The 16,241-nt window shown below is 54.7% G+C and carries 14 protein-coding genes; 6 read left to right on the top strand and 8 right to left on the bottom strand.

What is annotated here, in order from left to right; all coding sequences use genetic code 11:
- Positions 1–220 precede the first annotated feature (220 nt).
- The 3 genes from repA (at position 221) to repC (ending at position 3,887) form a co-directional block, all read left to right on the top strand.
- Positions 221–1,435, top strand: coding sequence for a plasmid partitioning protein RepA (gene repA / locus AVI_RS28495; RefSeq protein ID WP_041700143.1), 1,215 nt, complete (start codon positions 221–223; stop codon positions 1,433–1,435).
- 45 nt (positions 1,436–1,480) lie between these two features.
- Positions 1,481–2,518 (top strand): plasmid partitioning protein RepB, encoded by a 1,038-nt coding sequence (gene repB / locus AVI_RS28500; RefSeq protein ID WP_012653006.1) that lies wholly within the window; start codon positions 1,481–1,483, stop codon positions 2,516–2,518.
- 154 nt (positions 2,519–2,672) lie between these two features.
- On the top strand, positions 2,673–3,887 hold the full coding sequence (repC, locus tag AVI_RS28505) for a plasmid replication protein RepC (protein ID WP_012653007.1): 1,215 nt from the start codon (positions 2,673–2,675) through the stop codon (positions 3,885–3,887).
- 133 nt (positions 3,888–4,020) lie between these two features.
- Here the strand turns inward: repC and AVI_RS28510 are convergent, their stop codons facing one another.
- The 3 genes from AVI_RS28510 to AVI_RS28525 all read right to left on the bottom strand — a co-directional run bounded on the left by AVI_RS28510 (position 4,021) and on the right by AVI_RS28525 (position 6,275).
- Positions 4,021–4,392, bottom strand: a complete 372-nt coding sequence (locus AVI_RS28510; protein WP_329606994.1) for a helix-turn-helix transcriptional regulator — start codon at positions 4,390–4,392, stop codon at positions 4,021–4,023.
- A 724-nt stretch (positions 4,393–5,116) separates the two neighbouring features.
- Positions 5,117–5,581, bottom strand: coding sequence for a hypothetical protein (locus AVI_RS28520; protein ID WP_012653009.1), 465 nt, complete (start codon positions 5,579–5,581; stop codon positions 5,117–5,119).
- Between the two features lie 4 nt (positions 5,582–5,585).
- Positions 5,586–6,275: a ParA family protein gene (locus AVI_RS28525; protein WP_417884164.1), complete on the bottom strand. Its 690-nt coding sequence runs from the start codon at positions 6,273–6,275 to the stop codon at positions 5,586–5,588.
- A 720-nt stretch (positions 6,276–6,995) separates the two neighbouring features.
- Between AVI_RS28525 and AVI_RS28530 the strand changes: the two genes are divergently transcribed.
- From AVI_RS28530 to AVI_RS28540, 3 genes are read left to right on the top strand one after another with little or no spacing between them, the layout of a single operon-like run.
- Complete coding sequence (locus AVI_RS28530; RefSeq protein WP_012653011.1) at positions 6,996–7,397, top strand: plasmid mobilization protein; 402 nt, start codon at positions 6,996–6,998, stop codon at positions 7,395–7,397.
- 1 nt (position 7,398) lies between these two features.
- Positions 7,399–10,161: a relaxase/mobilization nuclease domain-containing protein gene (locus tag AVI_RS28535; protein ID WP_012653012.1), complete on the top strand. Its 2,763-nt coding sequence runs from the start codon at positions 7,399–7,401 to the stop codon at positions 10,159–10,161.
- Between the two features lie 6 nt (positions 10,162–10,167).
- Positions 10,168–10,368: a hypothetical protein gene (locus AVI_RS28540; protein WP_041700145.1), complete on the top strand. Its 201-nt coding sequence runs from the start codon at positions 10,168–10,170 to the stop codon at positions 10,366–10,368.
- Positions 10,369–10,419: 51 nt separating this feature from the next.
- Here AVI_RS28540 and AVI_RS28545 read toward each other — a convergent pair whose 3' ends face one another.
- From AVI_RS28545 to AVI_RS28565, 5 genes are read right to left on the bottom strand one after another with little or no spacing between them, the layout of a single operon-like run.
- Entirely contained in the window at positions 10,420–12,519 is a 2,100-nt protein-coding gene (locus tag AVI_RS28545; RefSeq protein ID WP_012653013.1) for a type IV secretory system conjugative DNA transfer family protein, read from the bottom strand.
- A complete protein-coding gene (gene virB11 / locus AVI_RS28550; protein ID WP_012653014.1) occupies positions 12,516–13,538 on the bottom strand; it encodes a P-type DNA transfer ATPase VirB11 in 1,023 nt (340 codons plus the stop codon). Before virB11 ends, AVI_RS28545 begins: the two co-directional genes overlap by 4 nt.
- Positions 13,519–14,727, bottom strand: a complete 1,209-nt coding sequence (virB10, locus tag AVI_RS28555) for a type IV secretion system protein VirB10 (RefSeq protein WP_012653015.1) — start codon at positions 14,725–14,727, stop codon at positions 13,519–13,521. The genes virB11 and virB10 overlap by 20 nt, the downstream gene beginning before the upstream one ends.
- Entirely contained in the window at positions 14,727–15,536 is an 810-nt protein-coding gene (locus AVI_RS28560; protein ID WP_012653016.1) for a TrbG/VirB9 family P-type conjugative transfer protein, read from the bottom strand. Before AVI_RS28560 ends, virB10 begins: the two co-directional genes overlap by 1 nt.
- Positions 15,533–16,225, bottom strand: coding sequence for a VirB8 family type IV secretion system protein (locus AVI_RS28565; protein ID WP_012653017.1), 693 nt, complete (start codon positions 16,223–16,225; stop codon positions 15,533–15,535). Before AVI_RS28565 ends, AVI_RS28560 begins: the two co-directional genes overlap by 4 nt.
- Between the last annotated feature and the right edge of the window lie 16 nt (positions 16,226–16,241).

The following is a 16,241-nucleotide window of genomic DNA, read 5'->3' on the forward strand; positions in this document are numbered from 1 at the left end:
AGGTCCACCTTGCGCCGCGATCAACTTTTACATAGCTGCCCTCAGCGTCTTCGCGCGCGCAACCTCATTCTCGAAAGTTTACTGCGGTAAACTTGGGCCAAGCAGAGTGTGTATGTTAACTTCTCGTTAACCTTGTTTCGCTTGCCAGACTCGTAGAATCGCGTCTAAATGCACTTTAACGGCTTTTGTAGGCTTTTAAACGCATTTGAGGTTTTTCGCGGTGAATGTCGCACATATCGAAAAGACAGCGATTTCTGAAGTTGACCAACTCATCATTGGTCAGGCGAAGGAACTGTCTGAGAAGTTAAAGCAGCACCGGCTCGAGATGTATCCTCCACGGGCCATGAAAGATCTGCGGGAGTTTCAGCTCGCTGAAGCCGCACGGTATGTAGGCGTTACTAGTGGCTACCTAAGGAATCTCTCGCTAGAGGGAAGGGGGCCAACGCCTCAAGTTACGCCATCAGGCCGCAGATCCTACACCGCGGAGCAGATGGAGGAGATGCGTCAGTTTCTTGAGCAAAGCGCCCGACCTGGAACCCACTACATACCGCATCGCCGAAATGGAGAAAGGCTTCAGGTAATTGCCGTCGTGAATTTCAAGGGCGGCAGTGGTAAAACCACGACTGCAGCACACTTAGCGCAGTTCCTCGCTCTGTCTGGGCACCGTGTCCTGGCCGTTGATCTCGATCCACAGGCGTCTCTGTCGGCCATCCATGGCTTTCAGCCCGAGTTTGACGTGCATGAAAACGAGACGATTTATGGCGCCATCCGCTATGATGATCAGCGCCGTCCCCTTCGAGATATAATCCGCAAGACGAACTTCCCAAATCTTGATCTTGTCCCGGGCAATCTCGAGCTGATGGAATTCGAGCATGATACACCACGTATCCTAGCGCAGGGGCAAGGCAGGGACTACGGGCGCATCTTTTTCGCTCGCCTTGATGAAGCATTGACGTCAGTCGCAGACGACTACGACATTGTTCTTATCGATTGCCCGCCCCAGCTTGGCTTTCTCACCATGAGTGCGATCTGTGCGGCGACCGCTGTTCTCATTACCGTGCACCCGCAGATGCTTGACGTCATGAGCATGTGCCAGTTTCTGCAGATGCTTGGGGATATACTCAGCACGTTGAAGGATGTCGGCGGAAACATGAACCTGGACTGGCTTCGCTACCTCGTCACCCGGCATGATCCTCAGGACGGTCCCCAGGCACAGATGGTGGCCTTCATGCGTTCAATGTTCAAAAATCATGTGCTGTTGAATCCAATGGTCCGCAGCGTAGCGATTTCAGATGCCGCTATGACAAACCAGACACTGTACGAGGTTGAGCGTAGCGCTTTCACAAGAGCGACCTATGACAGAGCGATGGAAGCGATGGATGCTGTAAATGGCGAGATCCTCGAGTTGATCAACAAAGCGTGGGGAAGGAAATGAGGATGCTGAAGTTTACTGCAGTAAACTCATTTAGTGGAGAGCGGCATGGCTCGTAAGAATTTGCTGTCAGGGCTTCTTGATGATGCGGATAAAAACCCGCCTTCTTTACCAATCTCTGACGCCACTCCCACGACCTTACGTCCGACAACAAGAGGTCTCGGCGCACTTGGCGCAGTGACGCGAAGCATCGATGAGCTCGCGGCACGGGCGGACGCTGCCCGAGATTTGGAAGAGAGACTAGCTGCAGGCGAAACGATTGTTGATTTGGACGTCGATTTAATCGACAGTTCATTTATCAGCGACCGTGTTGGCATGGATGAAGTGGGCTTCAGAGAGCTCGTTGAGGCAATTAGTGTTCGTGGTCAGGATTCTCCAATCCTGGTGCGTCCACATCCCGACAGAACTGGGCGGTTCCAGACCGTATTTGGCCACCGTCGCGTACGTGCCGCCAAAGAATTGGGAATTTCTGTCCGGGCAGTCGTCAAGAAGCTCGAAGATAGAGACCACGTGATAGCTCAAGGACAGGAAAATTCGCAGCGAGCGGACCTGTCCTTTATAGAGCGCGCCCTGTTCGCCCGTAATCTCGAACTAGGTAATTTCGGCCGCGACACGATCATGCTAGCTCTCGGTGCGGATAAAACGACCGTGTCCAAGATGCTTTCGGCGATCGAAAGATTTCCTGAGGATATCCTGGCAACGGTAACACAGGCGAGGGCGCCAGGCCGCGACCGCTGGTATGGAATCGGCGCTGCATTGGGGAACCCTGCGATTGCGGCAAAGGCTCGAAACCTACTCACCCATGACGATTACGTCGCAGCTTCGCCGGAGAGCCGGTTTGAAATGCTCGAACGTTTGATTCCGAAAGAGATGAAAGTCTCAAAGAAAGGTTCAACGGACCAAAAATGGGTTAGTCCGAAGAACTTGATAAAAGCAACCATCAAGAACAATGGCTCGGGTGTGACGATTGCGCTTAAGCCATTCAAGAATTCTGGTAAGGCGGCTGCTTTTGGCACTTACCTGACCGAAAACCTTGATCGCCTGTTCGCAGCGTTCGAGGATGATCAACCGGAAAGTGGAGACTGAACCGCAAAAGAAAAAGGCCCCAAAACGATACCGTCGTGGAAGCCCTTCTCGATACTAAGCACATCTAGAATCGCACTTCCCCGAATCCCAGTCAAGAGTCTTTGGCGCTGTTTTGGCGAGCAGATTCCTTTTGCCTTCGTGAAGGGCTGAAGAGATGCAAACAGGAAATATAACGACGCCCTTTGGGCGGCGACCGATGACACTCGCTCTGGTGAAACGGCAAATCTCCGTCTCCGAGATCAAGCAGGGCAAGAGTGCTGACAAATGGATGATCTTTCGCGACGTCAAAGAAGCGCGCGAGCTCTACAAGCTGCCTCCTTATTCGATAGCGGTGCTTGATGCACTGCTGACGTTCTATCCGGAAAAAGAACTGCGCCAGGACGCGCAGCTGGTGGTATTTCCCTCCAACGCGCAGTTGATGCTACGCGCCAATGGAATGTCCGGAGCAACCCTTCGGCGGCATCTAGCGATCCTTGTCGATGCAGGGATGATTGTCCGCAAGGATAGCCCCAATGGCAAACGATACGCTCGAAAAGATGGGGCAGGGGAGATCGAACGCGCATTCGGATTTGATCTTTCCCCGCTTTTGGCTCGATCCGAGGAGTTCGCGTTGGCCGCTCAACAGGTGGCGACCGATCGCCGCGAATTCCTCAAGGCCAAGGAGAGCCTTACCCTGTGCCGGCGGGACGTTCGAAAGGTTATCAGCGCCGCGATTGAGGAGGGGGCTGAAGGCGACTGGGAGGCGATAGAGGCTGTCTACCTCGACATCGTCCGACAGATTCCCCGCACCCCGTCAGCTTCCGACCTGGCGAAAATCCTAGACGAGATGCAGCTTCTTTACGAAGAGGTCGTCAACCGGCTGGATTTGATGGGTAATTCAGATGATGTAAGCACCAATGGTGCTCACACAGAGCGCCACATACAGAATTCAAAACCCGACTCCATCATTGAATTTGAACCTAGCTACGAAAACGAGCAGGGCGCAAAGCCGAGTGAAATCAGTCGACCGAAGAGGGAGCCGATAAAGGCGTTCCCACTTGGTATGGTGTTGAGGGCTTGCCCGCAGATAAGCGATTACGGTCCGGACGGCCAGATCGCAACTTGGCGAGAGCTGATGTCAGCCGCTGTTGTCGTTCGTTCGATGCTCGGCGTCAGCCCGAGCGCCTATCAGACCGCCTGCGAAACCCTGGGACCCGAGAATGCGGCCGCTGTCATGGCCTGCATTCTGGAGCGGGGGGGCCAGATCAATTCTGCAGGCGGTTACCTGCGTGATCTCACGCAACGGGCCGGGAAGGGTGAGTTTTCGCTAGGTCCGATGCTGATGGCATTGATGCGCGCCAATACTGGGAATGATCGACAGGCGGGATGAGATGGTGATGTTCGGCGCTGTCTCCGTCTCACGCAACGCCGGCGAGGAAGCTGACTTGCAAGGGGTATGGGTATGACTGTGCCTGGCGTTAGGTGGCCCATGGCATCGCCCGAGGAAAACCCCGCTAGCCGCCTTACTTCTTGTCTCTCTCCGGGCGCTCTTCAGGTGTCATGCGAGCGATAATTCCGATAAGATTTCTCACGGCTTCGTGCGGTAAACTCCGTGTAAGGTGCGAGAGCTCAAGGTGATCTTTCGCTTCTTCCGGCGTACGGCCGTAAAGATGAGGTGCAGCTGCAAAAAGCATGTCGATCGGCTGAAAGCCAAGAAGTTCACATAAATGGATCATCCGCGTGACTGTCATCCTCGAAAACGCGCGCTCATAGCGACCGTACACGGCTGTCGAGAGACCGACCATCGAAGCAAATTCTTCTCTGGTGAGTTTTTCGTCCTCGCGAGCCCTGCGCAGAAACGCGGCAAGTTTCTCGTCCATTTCCTTGAAACTCACGATACCTTCGAAGCCTAGGCGGCGATATAGCGGCCTGTCTACTTCGTCGTCAGTGGTCTCAACGAGGCCCTTCGAACTCTTGTATTTGATTAGGTCTCGCGTTTCCGACATCACCCTCAGCCTCAATCCGCATTTCGAGCGGTATTATGTACCAAGCTGAACCAACTTGGCAGCAGTCTGTTCCTATAAATCACCAAACCGTCTTTCTACCAATTTGGGGGTAAGGTGTACAATCGGCGGCAAGTTGTAAACTTAGCCAAATTGGCGAACTCAGTGTTGGTGTATTTATCGCGTCGATCAGAGCAATATAGCGCGTGTTTAAGAATATCCACCTATTTGATTCTGATCGAAACTAGAGCTAAAGTGTCATCTTTCCGCTCGAAGACTCCTTCCAACATGGTATCTTCTTTGATCCACCCCAGTTTCGCAGTCATCTCACATGCGAGAGCGTTTCGAGCTATACCAATACAGCGATTAACGCGAACTGAGGACTGGGGGCCGTAGTTTTCTATATCCCATTTAGATAAGGTAAACAGTTGCTCCTTGGCTGCTTGGTCAGTCGGCCAGTCGCCCTTATCAGTTACATCGGTCCCATTCACTGTTCGCGCCAGAAGGGAATGTTTCAGTGCGGGAAGATCTATTCCGACCAATACCCCCTGCGGCGCGAGGACAACTCCGAGCACTCCACCTAACGCAACGCCAAGAAGGAATTTGGGGTCTAGGATCAATACCCGTTGTCCCGCAAGTATTGGTCTATGGCCGTCTTGATGATGACCGTCATTTTAATTTCGTTCTCAACCGCGGCGCGAGCGAGCCGTTGCTTGGTGTCGAAGTCGAGAGGGCAGTTTACGAAGTGCTTGCTTTCTCTCGCCTTCGTCTGTTTCAGGTCCTGTAAGCGCAGTCTCGACGCTTCTTGGCGAAGAGCTCGTGTTGTGGTTCGCTCCCGCCGAACATCCTCGTCGGCCGAAATCAGCTTTCCGCTTTGTTGGTTCGGGCCGACGTCGGCTTGAGGATTGGTAGCACTCGCATCTATGTTCGTCGGCTGCATGTTGGCTGCCTTGTCGGGGACCACGACTTCAGGAGTGGCCGGAGCTGCCTTGGAAGGCACAGACTGGCCGACTTGTGGCTCCTGACGCGGTTTGCGAGGCGCAACCGCAAAATCTGTCACGCTCGTGTCGCGTTTAACCATAGCATTAACCCCTTGCGGTCGTCTGAAGATAGCTTTCAACTTCGTGCTTGAATGCTAGAGCTTCTGCACGGGCCTTTTTTACGGGATCGGTTAGCTCAAGCATCTGGAGGGTTCCATAGCCGGTCCGAATCTCTCGATAGGGGTTCCGTTCAACAAGTTCGGTTTCGAGCAGGTGCGAATTATAGCCGCCCTCTTGAAGGTTGGCGACAAACGGGCGAATTAAACGATACTCTTCAAGGGCGCGGTTCGGCATGCTTATCCGCGTCCTGTATATGAGGTGTGGGATCTGCCGCCCAATCTGATCGCTCATGTCGGCAACGTCGCTGGCTGCTTGGCCAGCAGCCACGATCTCGTCCTGCGCTGGTTGGATCGGCGTTACTACCAGTTGGGAACCTGCAATTATCGTGTCTCTTGTAACGGTATCCTGGCCGGGAGAATCCATGATCACAACGTCATAATCTGCAGCGTCCTGTTCGAGGACTTGCCTAATGCCAGCACCTTGGGCTGCAGTCACAAGCGCTATGCCGTCTGGCTGGCAGTTTTTGTCAATTGAGCGTTGGAACCAAGTCGAGAGGTTTTGCCGACCATCCGCATCGATGAGCAGCACGCTTTTGCCTTCGAGAGCAAATTCTCCTGCTAGAAGAATGACAGCAGTCGTTTTTCCTGCGCCACCTTTCCCGCTTACTGCGGACATGCAAATTGTCATAGTTGCTTCCTTTGCTCTCCCAAAAATTTTGCCCGACCTCTTGGTGGCACAAACGCATCCGTGTGGCCTCATCGTTTCCGATCTTCCCAACGGCAACCGCATTCAGCATCCTGGTGGTTGTTCACATCTTAACAACGATACAAAAACACGATGTGGCAATCTGAAAGCGTTCACAGCACGTCCGCACGAGGCCAACCTACGGTGTGTTCACATAAGCCGTCAACTAGGTAGTTAAGATTGAAACATAGCAAGGACAACACGGCATGTCCGTGGGGAGTGTTCGCAACGTGGTTTGCCATCATGTTGATAAACAGAATGCAAAATTCACATCTAAAAACCACTCGACTTACCGTGTGGTTTTCTCGTGTGACCTGTTCGAGTGGTGAACCCCGGAGCCGCGTGAAGGCCGACTTTGGTAGGCGAACGGAAGCCGCAAGGGCGTAGAGCGAAGCGTCCCTTGCGGGTGAGTACGGCTGCCATACCAAGGGCTTCTTAGCGGTTTTGGCGGTGAACCCTGGTGAGCGTTTCGATGCTTTGAAGCCGATGCGTAAGCGTCGGAATCAGTGGGCGAGGAGTTGGATTAAGGGGGTTGGTTTTTTCTAAAAGCTAAGGGTGGCAGGATACGCAAAAATGTTTTACGTTTTGATTGCTGCTATCGAGGCACTGGCCCTCGATGCCTTCGCGTTGCTCTGGAAAGGCCTTCGGCTGATGAGTGAAAACAGTTTGGTGACGTCTGCGACTAAGGCCCGTAAAGACCGGCTTGTAAACGTGCGCTTGACGGATGCCGAACATGGAAAGATCGAAGAGGCGGCCAAAGCGGCTGATATGAGCGTGTCCGCGTTTTTCCGTTCGCTATTGCTTGAGGGTGCAGGCGTGCGGCCGATTCTGACGCGTGACGACCGGCTTATTATGGCGGCGTTGCTGGAAGATATGCGCAAGATCGGTGTGAACTTGAACCAGGTCGCGCGAGCGCTGAACAGTGGCAAGGCTGTTCATCCGAGCGAACTAGATATTAACCTAGCTAACGTTCAGTCGATTCAGGCCGCTGTACTGCTTGAACTCCGATCGCTTTCAAGGCGTGCTGGCTATCAGCGGCGTGGGGAGGAGTAGGATGGAGTTCTTCTTCGGAGCGTTCACGAGTGAATGGGAGCAGAAGCGCGCAGCGCTCTTGCATGAGATGTCACTTGGAGGAAAGGCGGCGCAATCTGAGGAAAACCTCTTCAAGTACGTCCATCAGATTAAGGAGGTCAGGCGCGGGGGAGGTGGACCGAAGGCTAAACCTATGCGGATGCCTCGCATGCAGTTTCCCCGGATCTCAATGCCCTCTGGTAGCGCGGCGGCTTCAGGCCGCCCGATGGAGGCGCGACTTACGAGCATCGCGAAGGGTAGTCAGCCAGCTGTTGTGAAAATGGCCTCCTATGGCGGCGGTGCACGCGTCGGATCGATGCTCAACTACGTCTCGCGTGGCGGTGAGTTGAAGGTGGAGAATGAAAACGGTGAGAAACTCGAAGGTCGTGAAGATCTTGCTCGCGTTCGGGGCGACTGGAACCACCTGTTTCAGAACCGGACCGAGAGCCGAGATATTGGAAGCTTCTCGGTGGAGGTTGCGGCCAGTGCTGATGGAGAGGATTTGCATGGGCGGGTGCGAGATATCCTATCGAGCGGTTTTGGCGACCGTCGGTATGTTTATGCCGTTGCGGAGCGCGCTGATGGCTCATTGACGATTGATGGCCTTGTCGTTCTACGAAGCGGGCAGGGTAAGAGGCTTACAGCCGACGCCAGGGCCGCCGGGTTCGTGCAGCAAAGTTTTGACGCAAGCGCAGTCGCAGGTCAGGGCGCTGCGAGGTTTTCCTTCGGAGGCTATGGAAACGGTGTAGATTACGGCACTACGAAGGTTCGGGAGCTTATCGCGGACAGTGCCGAGGTTCGGGATGATCGCGGACGCTTAATAGCAGACGGTAAGGCGGCCGGGGATCTCGTTCAAAAAGAGTGGCGCGAAGAGCTTCACAGCCGCAAAAGCCGCGATGTGATGCATGTCATCATGTCGGCCCGTGGCGGAACAGATGCAGGAGCCTTTGAAGGCGCTGTTCGAGATTTCCTCGCTGACCAGTTTGCTGGACATCGGTACGTCTTTGCGATGCACGACCCTGAAACCGACACCAAGGAAGCAGGGGAGGGGGGCAAGCGTCCGCATGTCCATGCGCATGCTATTGTCACGATGCGATCAGAAGCCGGGGACCGGATCGAGACAACGCCGGCGACCTTCCGCCAATGGCGTGAAGTGATGGCCGAGAAGGCGCGCGATCACGGCATCAATATGGAAATGACGGATCGACGGGAGTTCGCCTCAGCGCCTGCCTACACCCGTAATCAGGTTCGCGCTGTAAACCGCGACGGTAGAACTGAGCATGTTGGAACAAGTGAACCTGCCCAGGCTCGCTACGATGCAAAGCGATCCGGTCGACGCACCGTAGCGTCAAGTGATCGCAGCAGGCAGTATACGGTCAAGGCTTTGGAGACTTGGCAGAAGATCGCGGCGGTGGCCGGCGATCGCCAGACTGTCGCCTATGCGGCCGAGTATCGCGACACGCTGCAGACCGGTCTTGCGGATCCGCAGGCGTTGAACAGTGGAACAGTGATCGAGGCTGATTTCGGCGGTGATTACCGGTCCAATATGGTAGCTTTGAATAAGATCATTTCGGAGGCAGAGGATATGCGGGAACAGACGAGGCCGGAATTTGAGGTCTATGAAAAGAAAGTTGAAATCGCTCTTTTCAAGCTCGAGCGCAGTGCCGGAACAGAAGATCGGGCCGCTTTTGAGGAAGTCGCAGAAGCGGCGCGCGAGTTCGTCAATCTTCGCAGAGAGCTTGTCGAAATCGGAGAGCGTGATGCACTTCGAGCCAACGGGGGTTGGACTGAGCAGGAAGATGGTGCCGATCTTGCCGAAGCGCGGGCGGCAGTCGAGACTACAGAGCAGGCTTCGCCCGAAGATCGATGGGATGCCGCGGTGGCGAAATACGGCGAGCATATGGTCGAGGTCGGCAATAACGTGTTGATGGAGATCGAGCATCACCGCGAAGGTATCGCGCGAGTTGAGGCGGGAGAATTCGACGCGTCCGATCTCGAAAGATACAAAGCCGGACTGCATGCCGCTCTTGAAGATGCCGCTGACACGGCTGTTGGTGGCAACGATTACCTCCGAGAGGTTGGCAATAACGATCCGGAGCTGAAGGAGGCGGTCGAGTCTCTTGATCGTCATGTGGCTGCGAAAGAAGCAGAGGAGGTGCGTGATGCAATTGGAAGGTGGGCGTGGAACGCCGCATCTGAGACGCACGGGAGCGATGTCGTAATTACCGGCCACAAACAGATGGAAAACGTCAATTATTACAGAGACGGCCTCCAAATGATCGACGCCGGCGAGCTATCCGAAACGGATCGCGAGAGCTTCAAAGCTGGCCTTGCTAAGTCTCTCGAAACAGCTGCAGAGGCTGCGGTTGAGGGCAATGGTTACATCCGTGATCTTGCGAAGCATGATCAGGATCTGAATACAGCGATTGAAAAGCTTGAGCGTGAAGATGGCCGGTCAGACACCGACGGGTCCGCCAAGACACCAGCAACCACGGATGTTGTTGATGAAAGACAACGTGACCTCCAGGCAGAGATCGAGGATGAACGCGGCCAGCCTGACGAACGAGAGGCCCATGAGCTTGCCGACGTGGAGGCTACTCACAAGCAGCAGGATCGTGTAAACAAGGAGAGAGGTGGCGAAACCACGCGGACGGATCCTGCACAACAGCACGTTCCTCGTCTTGAGGAGCTTGAGCGTGAACAGACGGAGCAAAGGAAGCGCGATCGAGACGATCGCGAGCGGTGATGGGCCATGACAGAGAAATTCGTGATACAGGCCGATAATTCAAAAGCCGATGAAGGCGCGGGTAAGGTTATGGGCTACGCGATTCTGCTGGTCGCTGGCCTTGGTGTGTTGAGTTACGTCTACCAGACGGTCGTCGGATGGTATGAAGCGGCCGCGACCTGGTTCGCAGACATGGGCCAGTACCTTGCGGGCTTTTGGCCGTTCTAGGCCTTCTAGCAGGTCGAAGTTTATCGGCCCTGAGAGCGGGCCGTTTCATATTCAGGCTGTCTCTGGATCTGGAACGGTTGCAGCGAAAACGTCCATGATGTTTTTCCGCTTCGTCGGGTTCTTTCCGGCGCTGGCTTTCTCGACCTGTTCGCGAAGCCTTTGTACTGCAAGAGATTGCAGCGCTTCTATTTCCTTTCGCCGTGCGATGTCATCTGACGTTGAGCTATTGCGCTTCGGGGCTTTCGGCCGGGCTGCGGGCGTGGCTTTGGTTTTCGAGGTCAACGCCGCGGGGTTGACGGTGCGCTTCGCTGGAGGGGCGGCCGGCGCTGTGGCTTGCGCTGGCTCCGGCGCCTCCGCTGCAGGAATCTGCTTTTCCGGTTCTTTCTGAGCGGGACCGGCTTCCGGTATGTTCGTTTGGACTGCAGCCGAAGGCTCAGCTACCGGCGCTACGTTTCCCGCATTCTCATATTCTGCAGTCGTCGCCGGGACCGGCTTCGATGGAAGGTACTCAATATCCGGAACGCTTGGGATGTGAGCCTGGGCATAGGCTTCAGCAGCTTTGAATGGCTGCGTGTTGAAGAACCGAAGCTTTTCGGCAAAGATCGGACGCTGGCCCTCTACCAGCAGGATCATTCTATTTTCCGGCATTTGCCGGACCTCCTGAGACATCATGAGGTCTCGCTCGCGAATTTGCTCGACCTTCGTTCGCCGTGGAAGTCCCATTATTTCTATGGTGCGAGACTCTGAGGAATAGCGAATGGTCCTTTTGCCCAGAGCTCGTGACGCATAGTCGGCCGTGGCCTGATCATTTGCACCAAGGATCAACTGATAGCCGCAATTCCCCAAGAGCGAGTGCCGCGAGGTCTCCCCATATATCTCATCGAGGTTTTTAAGATCCTGAATGATGAAAGCGAGCTTGATGTTGTAACCGGCCACATAGGGCAGCTTCGTCATGATCTCATCCATGCGTTTCAGCTGGCGAAACTCATCGAGGAGGAAATAGACGGGTACAGAATTTGGATCGTGTTCGAGCGTGAGAATGTTCATGACCTGCTGGACAAACAGGGTCAGCAAGGGCCTGAGAAGCGTGATGTCAGTGATGTTCGGGGCGAGATAGATCGTTATAGGCCGCCGCTTCATGGCACGAAGGTCCATGTCGGTGAAGTTCGTTGCTGCGACAACGCGTTCGTTCTTGAAGGGTCGCATAGCCTTCTGGATATCAAGAAGGGCTGATGCAGCGGCTCGATCAGACAATGAGATATATGAGTTGAAACTCTCGACTGTAAACTTCGAGAGGTAAGGTTCTTTCTCTTTGATGTGCTTCATCAAAGCCTGGAGATCCATGCCGCTGTTGAAGAAGGAGTTGATTTCGCCAAGATTGCGGCGGTCGTGGTAGAATGGGCTTTCCAGCATGTAGCTTATTGCGCCTGCAATGACGTTTTGCGCGATCGCTTGCCATACCGAGTTTTCCGACTCCGTGTTCTCCGGGACAAGAATGCTGGCGATATTTTGAATGTCGGTTGTTCGATTGCCCCGTTCTGGTCTCACAAAATCGAGCGGATTGTAGCTGTTCGTGCGCTCCGACCCCGGCGCGAAAATGAAGACCTGGCTGCCATTCTTCTTCCGATAGCCGGCCGTCGCCCTGAAGACCTCGCCCTTCAAGTCGGTAACGATCATCGAGCCTTCATGCATGAGAGCATTCGGAATGACGTAACCGGCACCTTTACCGGACCTTGTCGGCCCGATGATCAGGTGATGGCGATCGTCCTGCGCCCGGAGGACCTTGCCTCCAAAACCACCGAAAATATGCCCCTTCTTGCCGAACCATTTCCCCATCCGCAAACCCGCGATGTCCTGAAACGCGGCGTCCCCTAATGGGCTCGTGACTGGCCTAAGGCCGAGATATGCAGTAATTGCGGCGATCACGAAGGCAGGCACCAATGACCCCAGGGCGACCTTCTGCAGGGTAGGATTATCGCTGTAAGCCCAGAACTGTTGGATTGGCGCGAAAGGATTGCTTCGTATCGTTGTATCGAGGATCCTGCCATCGCCGTAAAAAAGGTGAAGGCCAGCGCCATATCCAAGCATCCAGGCCGCAAAGGCAACCGCGAGGCAAAACGCTAGGTAGACGGCTTTGAAGCCCTTCGTCATGCTTCATCTCTTGCAAAGAAAATCTCCGAAACGCCGCGCTTGCCTCCTTCGCGGCGGAGCTGGATGACGATCGGAATCACCATTTGAATGTAGGACATTAAGTCCTGCTTCGAGTAGCCCGCCGACATGCCGGATTGCTGCATCATCATTGCAAGTTGCTCATATGCCCCCATAGGGGTGTCTGCATGAACTGTGGACATGCTACCCGGATGACCGGTGTTGATGGCGCGCAGGAAAGAGAAAGCTTCAGCGCCTCTGATCTCGCCCACGAAAAGGCGGTCAGGACGCATGCGCAGTGCCGACTCGAGCAGGTTTTGAATGGTCACATTGGACGTACCTTGCCCACCTTTGGAAGCAACCAAGTGGACTGCGTTTTTCTGTGGCGGAAAAAGTTCCCGCGTGTCTTCGAGCGTCAAGATGCGCTCGTTCAGGTCAACTGAGTTGAGGCAGGCATTTAAGAATGTCGTTTTGCCCGAGGACGTGCCGCCGCTGATAAGGATCGAAACCCGCTTCGTGATCGCAGTATGGATGAAGTCGTAGATCTTTTCTTGGCGCAAATACCCGATGAGCTCGCGATCGACATTGCTCAACCCTCCAACGGCAACCGACACCTTATCGAGCGATCCGTTGTCCCTGTAATCTTCCAGAGAGAAATTCTGGACGACCTGCTTTCGGATGGTAATGGATCCTCCGTCAGGAGCCGCGGGCGGTAAAACGACCTGAATGCGCTCACCAGTGGGCAGCGCCGCGCTTAGGATTGGATTGGCCTGGTTCAAGAACTGCTTTGTTGAGGCGGCGACGCGTTCTCCGATGTTCTCTATCTCTTGCGCGGTCAGAACATCGATAAGATGATGCTCCATATGGTCCGCGCCAAACCGTTCCACGTAAACGTGGCCCGGCTTGTTGATCGCGATTTCGACAACCTTTGGATCATCAAGAAATGGCCTGATGGGCTCCAACGAACGGGTCAGGAAATAGTGGGGATCATGAACCAGTGGGTTACCTGCTGGAGCGTTCACGTTTGATCTCCTTCATCGCTTCTGTAACCGGATCGTCGTACATGTCGCTGAAATCGAGGTCTTGGCGCACGAAGATGAAGATGCGTTCGCCCTGTGGGACGCTGATCGTTGGGGGGATGCGAAGATTTTCTGAAAGCACGGTGTTTGCCATGTCGCTAAACGTCTGCGCGATCGTCTCGCGAGCGAGATCCGCCCCACGCTGCGCATCATCATTGTTGGAACCTGAACTCTGTTCGCTTCCATATCCCGTCAGATAGCTTGCGCCGCCACCAACGATCGAAAGAAGGATGGAAGCACCGAAACGCTCCCGGAACTTGTTATCAACGTGACCTGTCAATCCTGATCGACCGAGGCTATCCGCTCCGATTGAGTTTAGCCTCACGCTGGCACCATCGTCACGGATCAGGCGTGTCCAGACGACGAAGATACGCTTCTGTCCACGCGTAACCTCCGACTGGTATTCGCCAATTAGGCGCGTGCCTGTAGGGATGATCACGCGCCGGCCGTCGAACGAGTAGACATCCTGAGATGTAATAGCACGGATCTGCCCGGGAAGATCACTCACGATGGCCGTTTCCAGAATGCCTGGAATAAGCGTGCCTTCTGGCACTAAAGCGTCGAGGCGCTTCAGCTGTCTGGCCTTGGCGCTGCGATCTCCTATCGCGCTCGCGGACGAGAGGTATTGGCTATTCTTGTCCTCGCCGGCAACCGTCAACGGCGGGCCGCTGGCCGACCCGTCCAGCGAACCATTCCCGTTGCCTCCCAAATTCTGGTCCATAGTGATGAGCTTTGACCTGAAGCGCTCGGGAAACTCCTCCACTTTGGGTACTTCCACGGTCGGAGGCGGAGCCACTGGTGGTGGCGGCACGTTAAACGTTGTCGTGTCGGCTGGCGGCTCGGGTGGCGGCGGAGGTGGTGGTAAGACGACGACCGGCTGTTCTGGGGCAGGTTGCGGCTCACCATCGCGCACGAAGCCAGGCGGCCGGAACGTCGTGGTGCGAAACTCTTCATCTGACTGGGAATTATCTCGCGGCTCATCTTTCGAGGTCGCAAGGACCATGTATGCGGCGATAACGCCGAAAATCACCAGAGCAGCCATTCCGGCCGTCTGGTTCCGTTTTGCGTTCTTGTTGCTGACATCCGTTTCGTCAGCCTGCGCCATAGCTTCAAGTTCGGGGCTGCGCTTCATTAGTTGCCGCTCCTTCTGCGCTTGCTTGCGTCCGGATCAGGTTTTGGAGCCATGATGTCAGGGTCAGGGGCTGCAAAATCGGGCTTGCGTAGATTGAAAATGCAGGTCCATTGGTTCCCGTCTCGCAGCGTGTATTGCGTCGCCGTGCCATCAACGACGATGTATTCGCCCTCTTTTCTGAAATTCCGAAGGGTCTCAGAGAAGTCGGACTGAACCGCAAAGATCGCTGGTACGCGCCCTTTGAACTTAAAGAACGTCTTTTTCCCGTCATCGAAGACCATAGACGGCTTCAAAGCGGCATCACCCGAAAATGAATAGTCGATATTTACATTGGCCTTGTCGATATTGCTTACGTTCGGATTCGCGGCTCTAAACTCCGCCTCTTTCCGCAGAGATGCGTTCAAGTCCTTCTCGGGGTACACAAACCGGATTCCGAAGACCTTACGTTCGTCTGTCGGCGCGTAGTCATTTAATTCGAGGAAATAGATCCGCTTGGATGTCACGACATTCATGTTCGTAGAAACACCCTTCGCAATAGGTTTTACGAAAAGGATGTTCCCTTTTTCAGACGGTGCGACCTGCCAGCTGTCGGTGTCGCCAAGAGAGATCGTCTCGAACTTTTCATCTTCATCGAAGATGATCATCGTTGAGATGCCGTAAGTCGCTGAGACCTTCACCACGTTGTTTGGCTGGTAAACGACGCTTGTGACGCGTGAATCCAAAGTGCCCGGACGAGGCTGCTGTGCGCCGAAGGCGTGAGTCATCGTTGCGGCCATGAAGGCCGCTGAAAAAAGTAGTCTGACTCTCATCCTGCTGCTCCCGGCGTAACCGTTTCCTGATCGCGACGGTAGTTGTACACCTGGAAGCCAAGGGGGTTTTCAAACCGCCAATCGTTGCGCTCCGGTGTGTCCGTATAACGGAAGCGGACAACAGAGATGTAGTGCCGGGTGATATTGTCACTTTCAGAACTCTCCGTTGTCGAGAACCGGACGAGCGCAGTGCTAGCGTTCGAGAACGTGACCGACTTTACGTCAACGGTGATTTTCTTGTTTCTGCCCAAACGCCTGCCCGGGTTGTTCGGATTAGCGGCGCTCCATTCGTCTTGGAGCTCCTTGGCCGCATCGGCCGTGGAAAGAAGCGCGGCAATTCCAAAGTTTTGCTGGATGGCAAACGGGTCATAGCCCTCGCGTGAGCGGATGTACCGGACAACATTGGCCTGAGTGACAGCCTGCTGGTCAGTGAGGTTTGCCGAGCGCGTGAGCCCGGTCTTGACCTCGATGTAACCTGTATTTTTATCGACCTCGACGATGTAGGGCTCGAAGGTCTTGAGCGGAACCAACATCACCAGCGTCCCGAGCGACATAAGGGTGATGGCGCTCATTATCAGGGCGATAAACCAAGCGAATGTCCTTGAGCGATTTGCCTTTTTTACAATCTCCTGTTCCCACTTGTCGCCGTCTTGAAAATAGCTCCGGAGAGCTTCATTTGAATCTGCCATGGTCTAGCCCTTAAAC

Source organism: Allorhizobium ampelinum S4 (genome assembly GCF_000016285.1).
GTDB lineage: Bacteria > Pseudomonadota > Alphaproteobacteria > Rhizobiales > Rhizobiaceae > Allorhizobium > Allorhizobium ampelinum.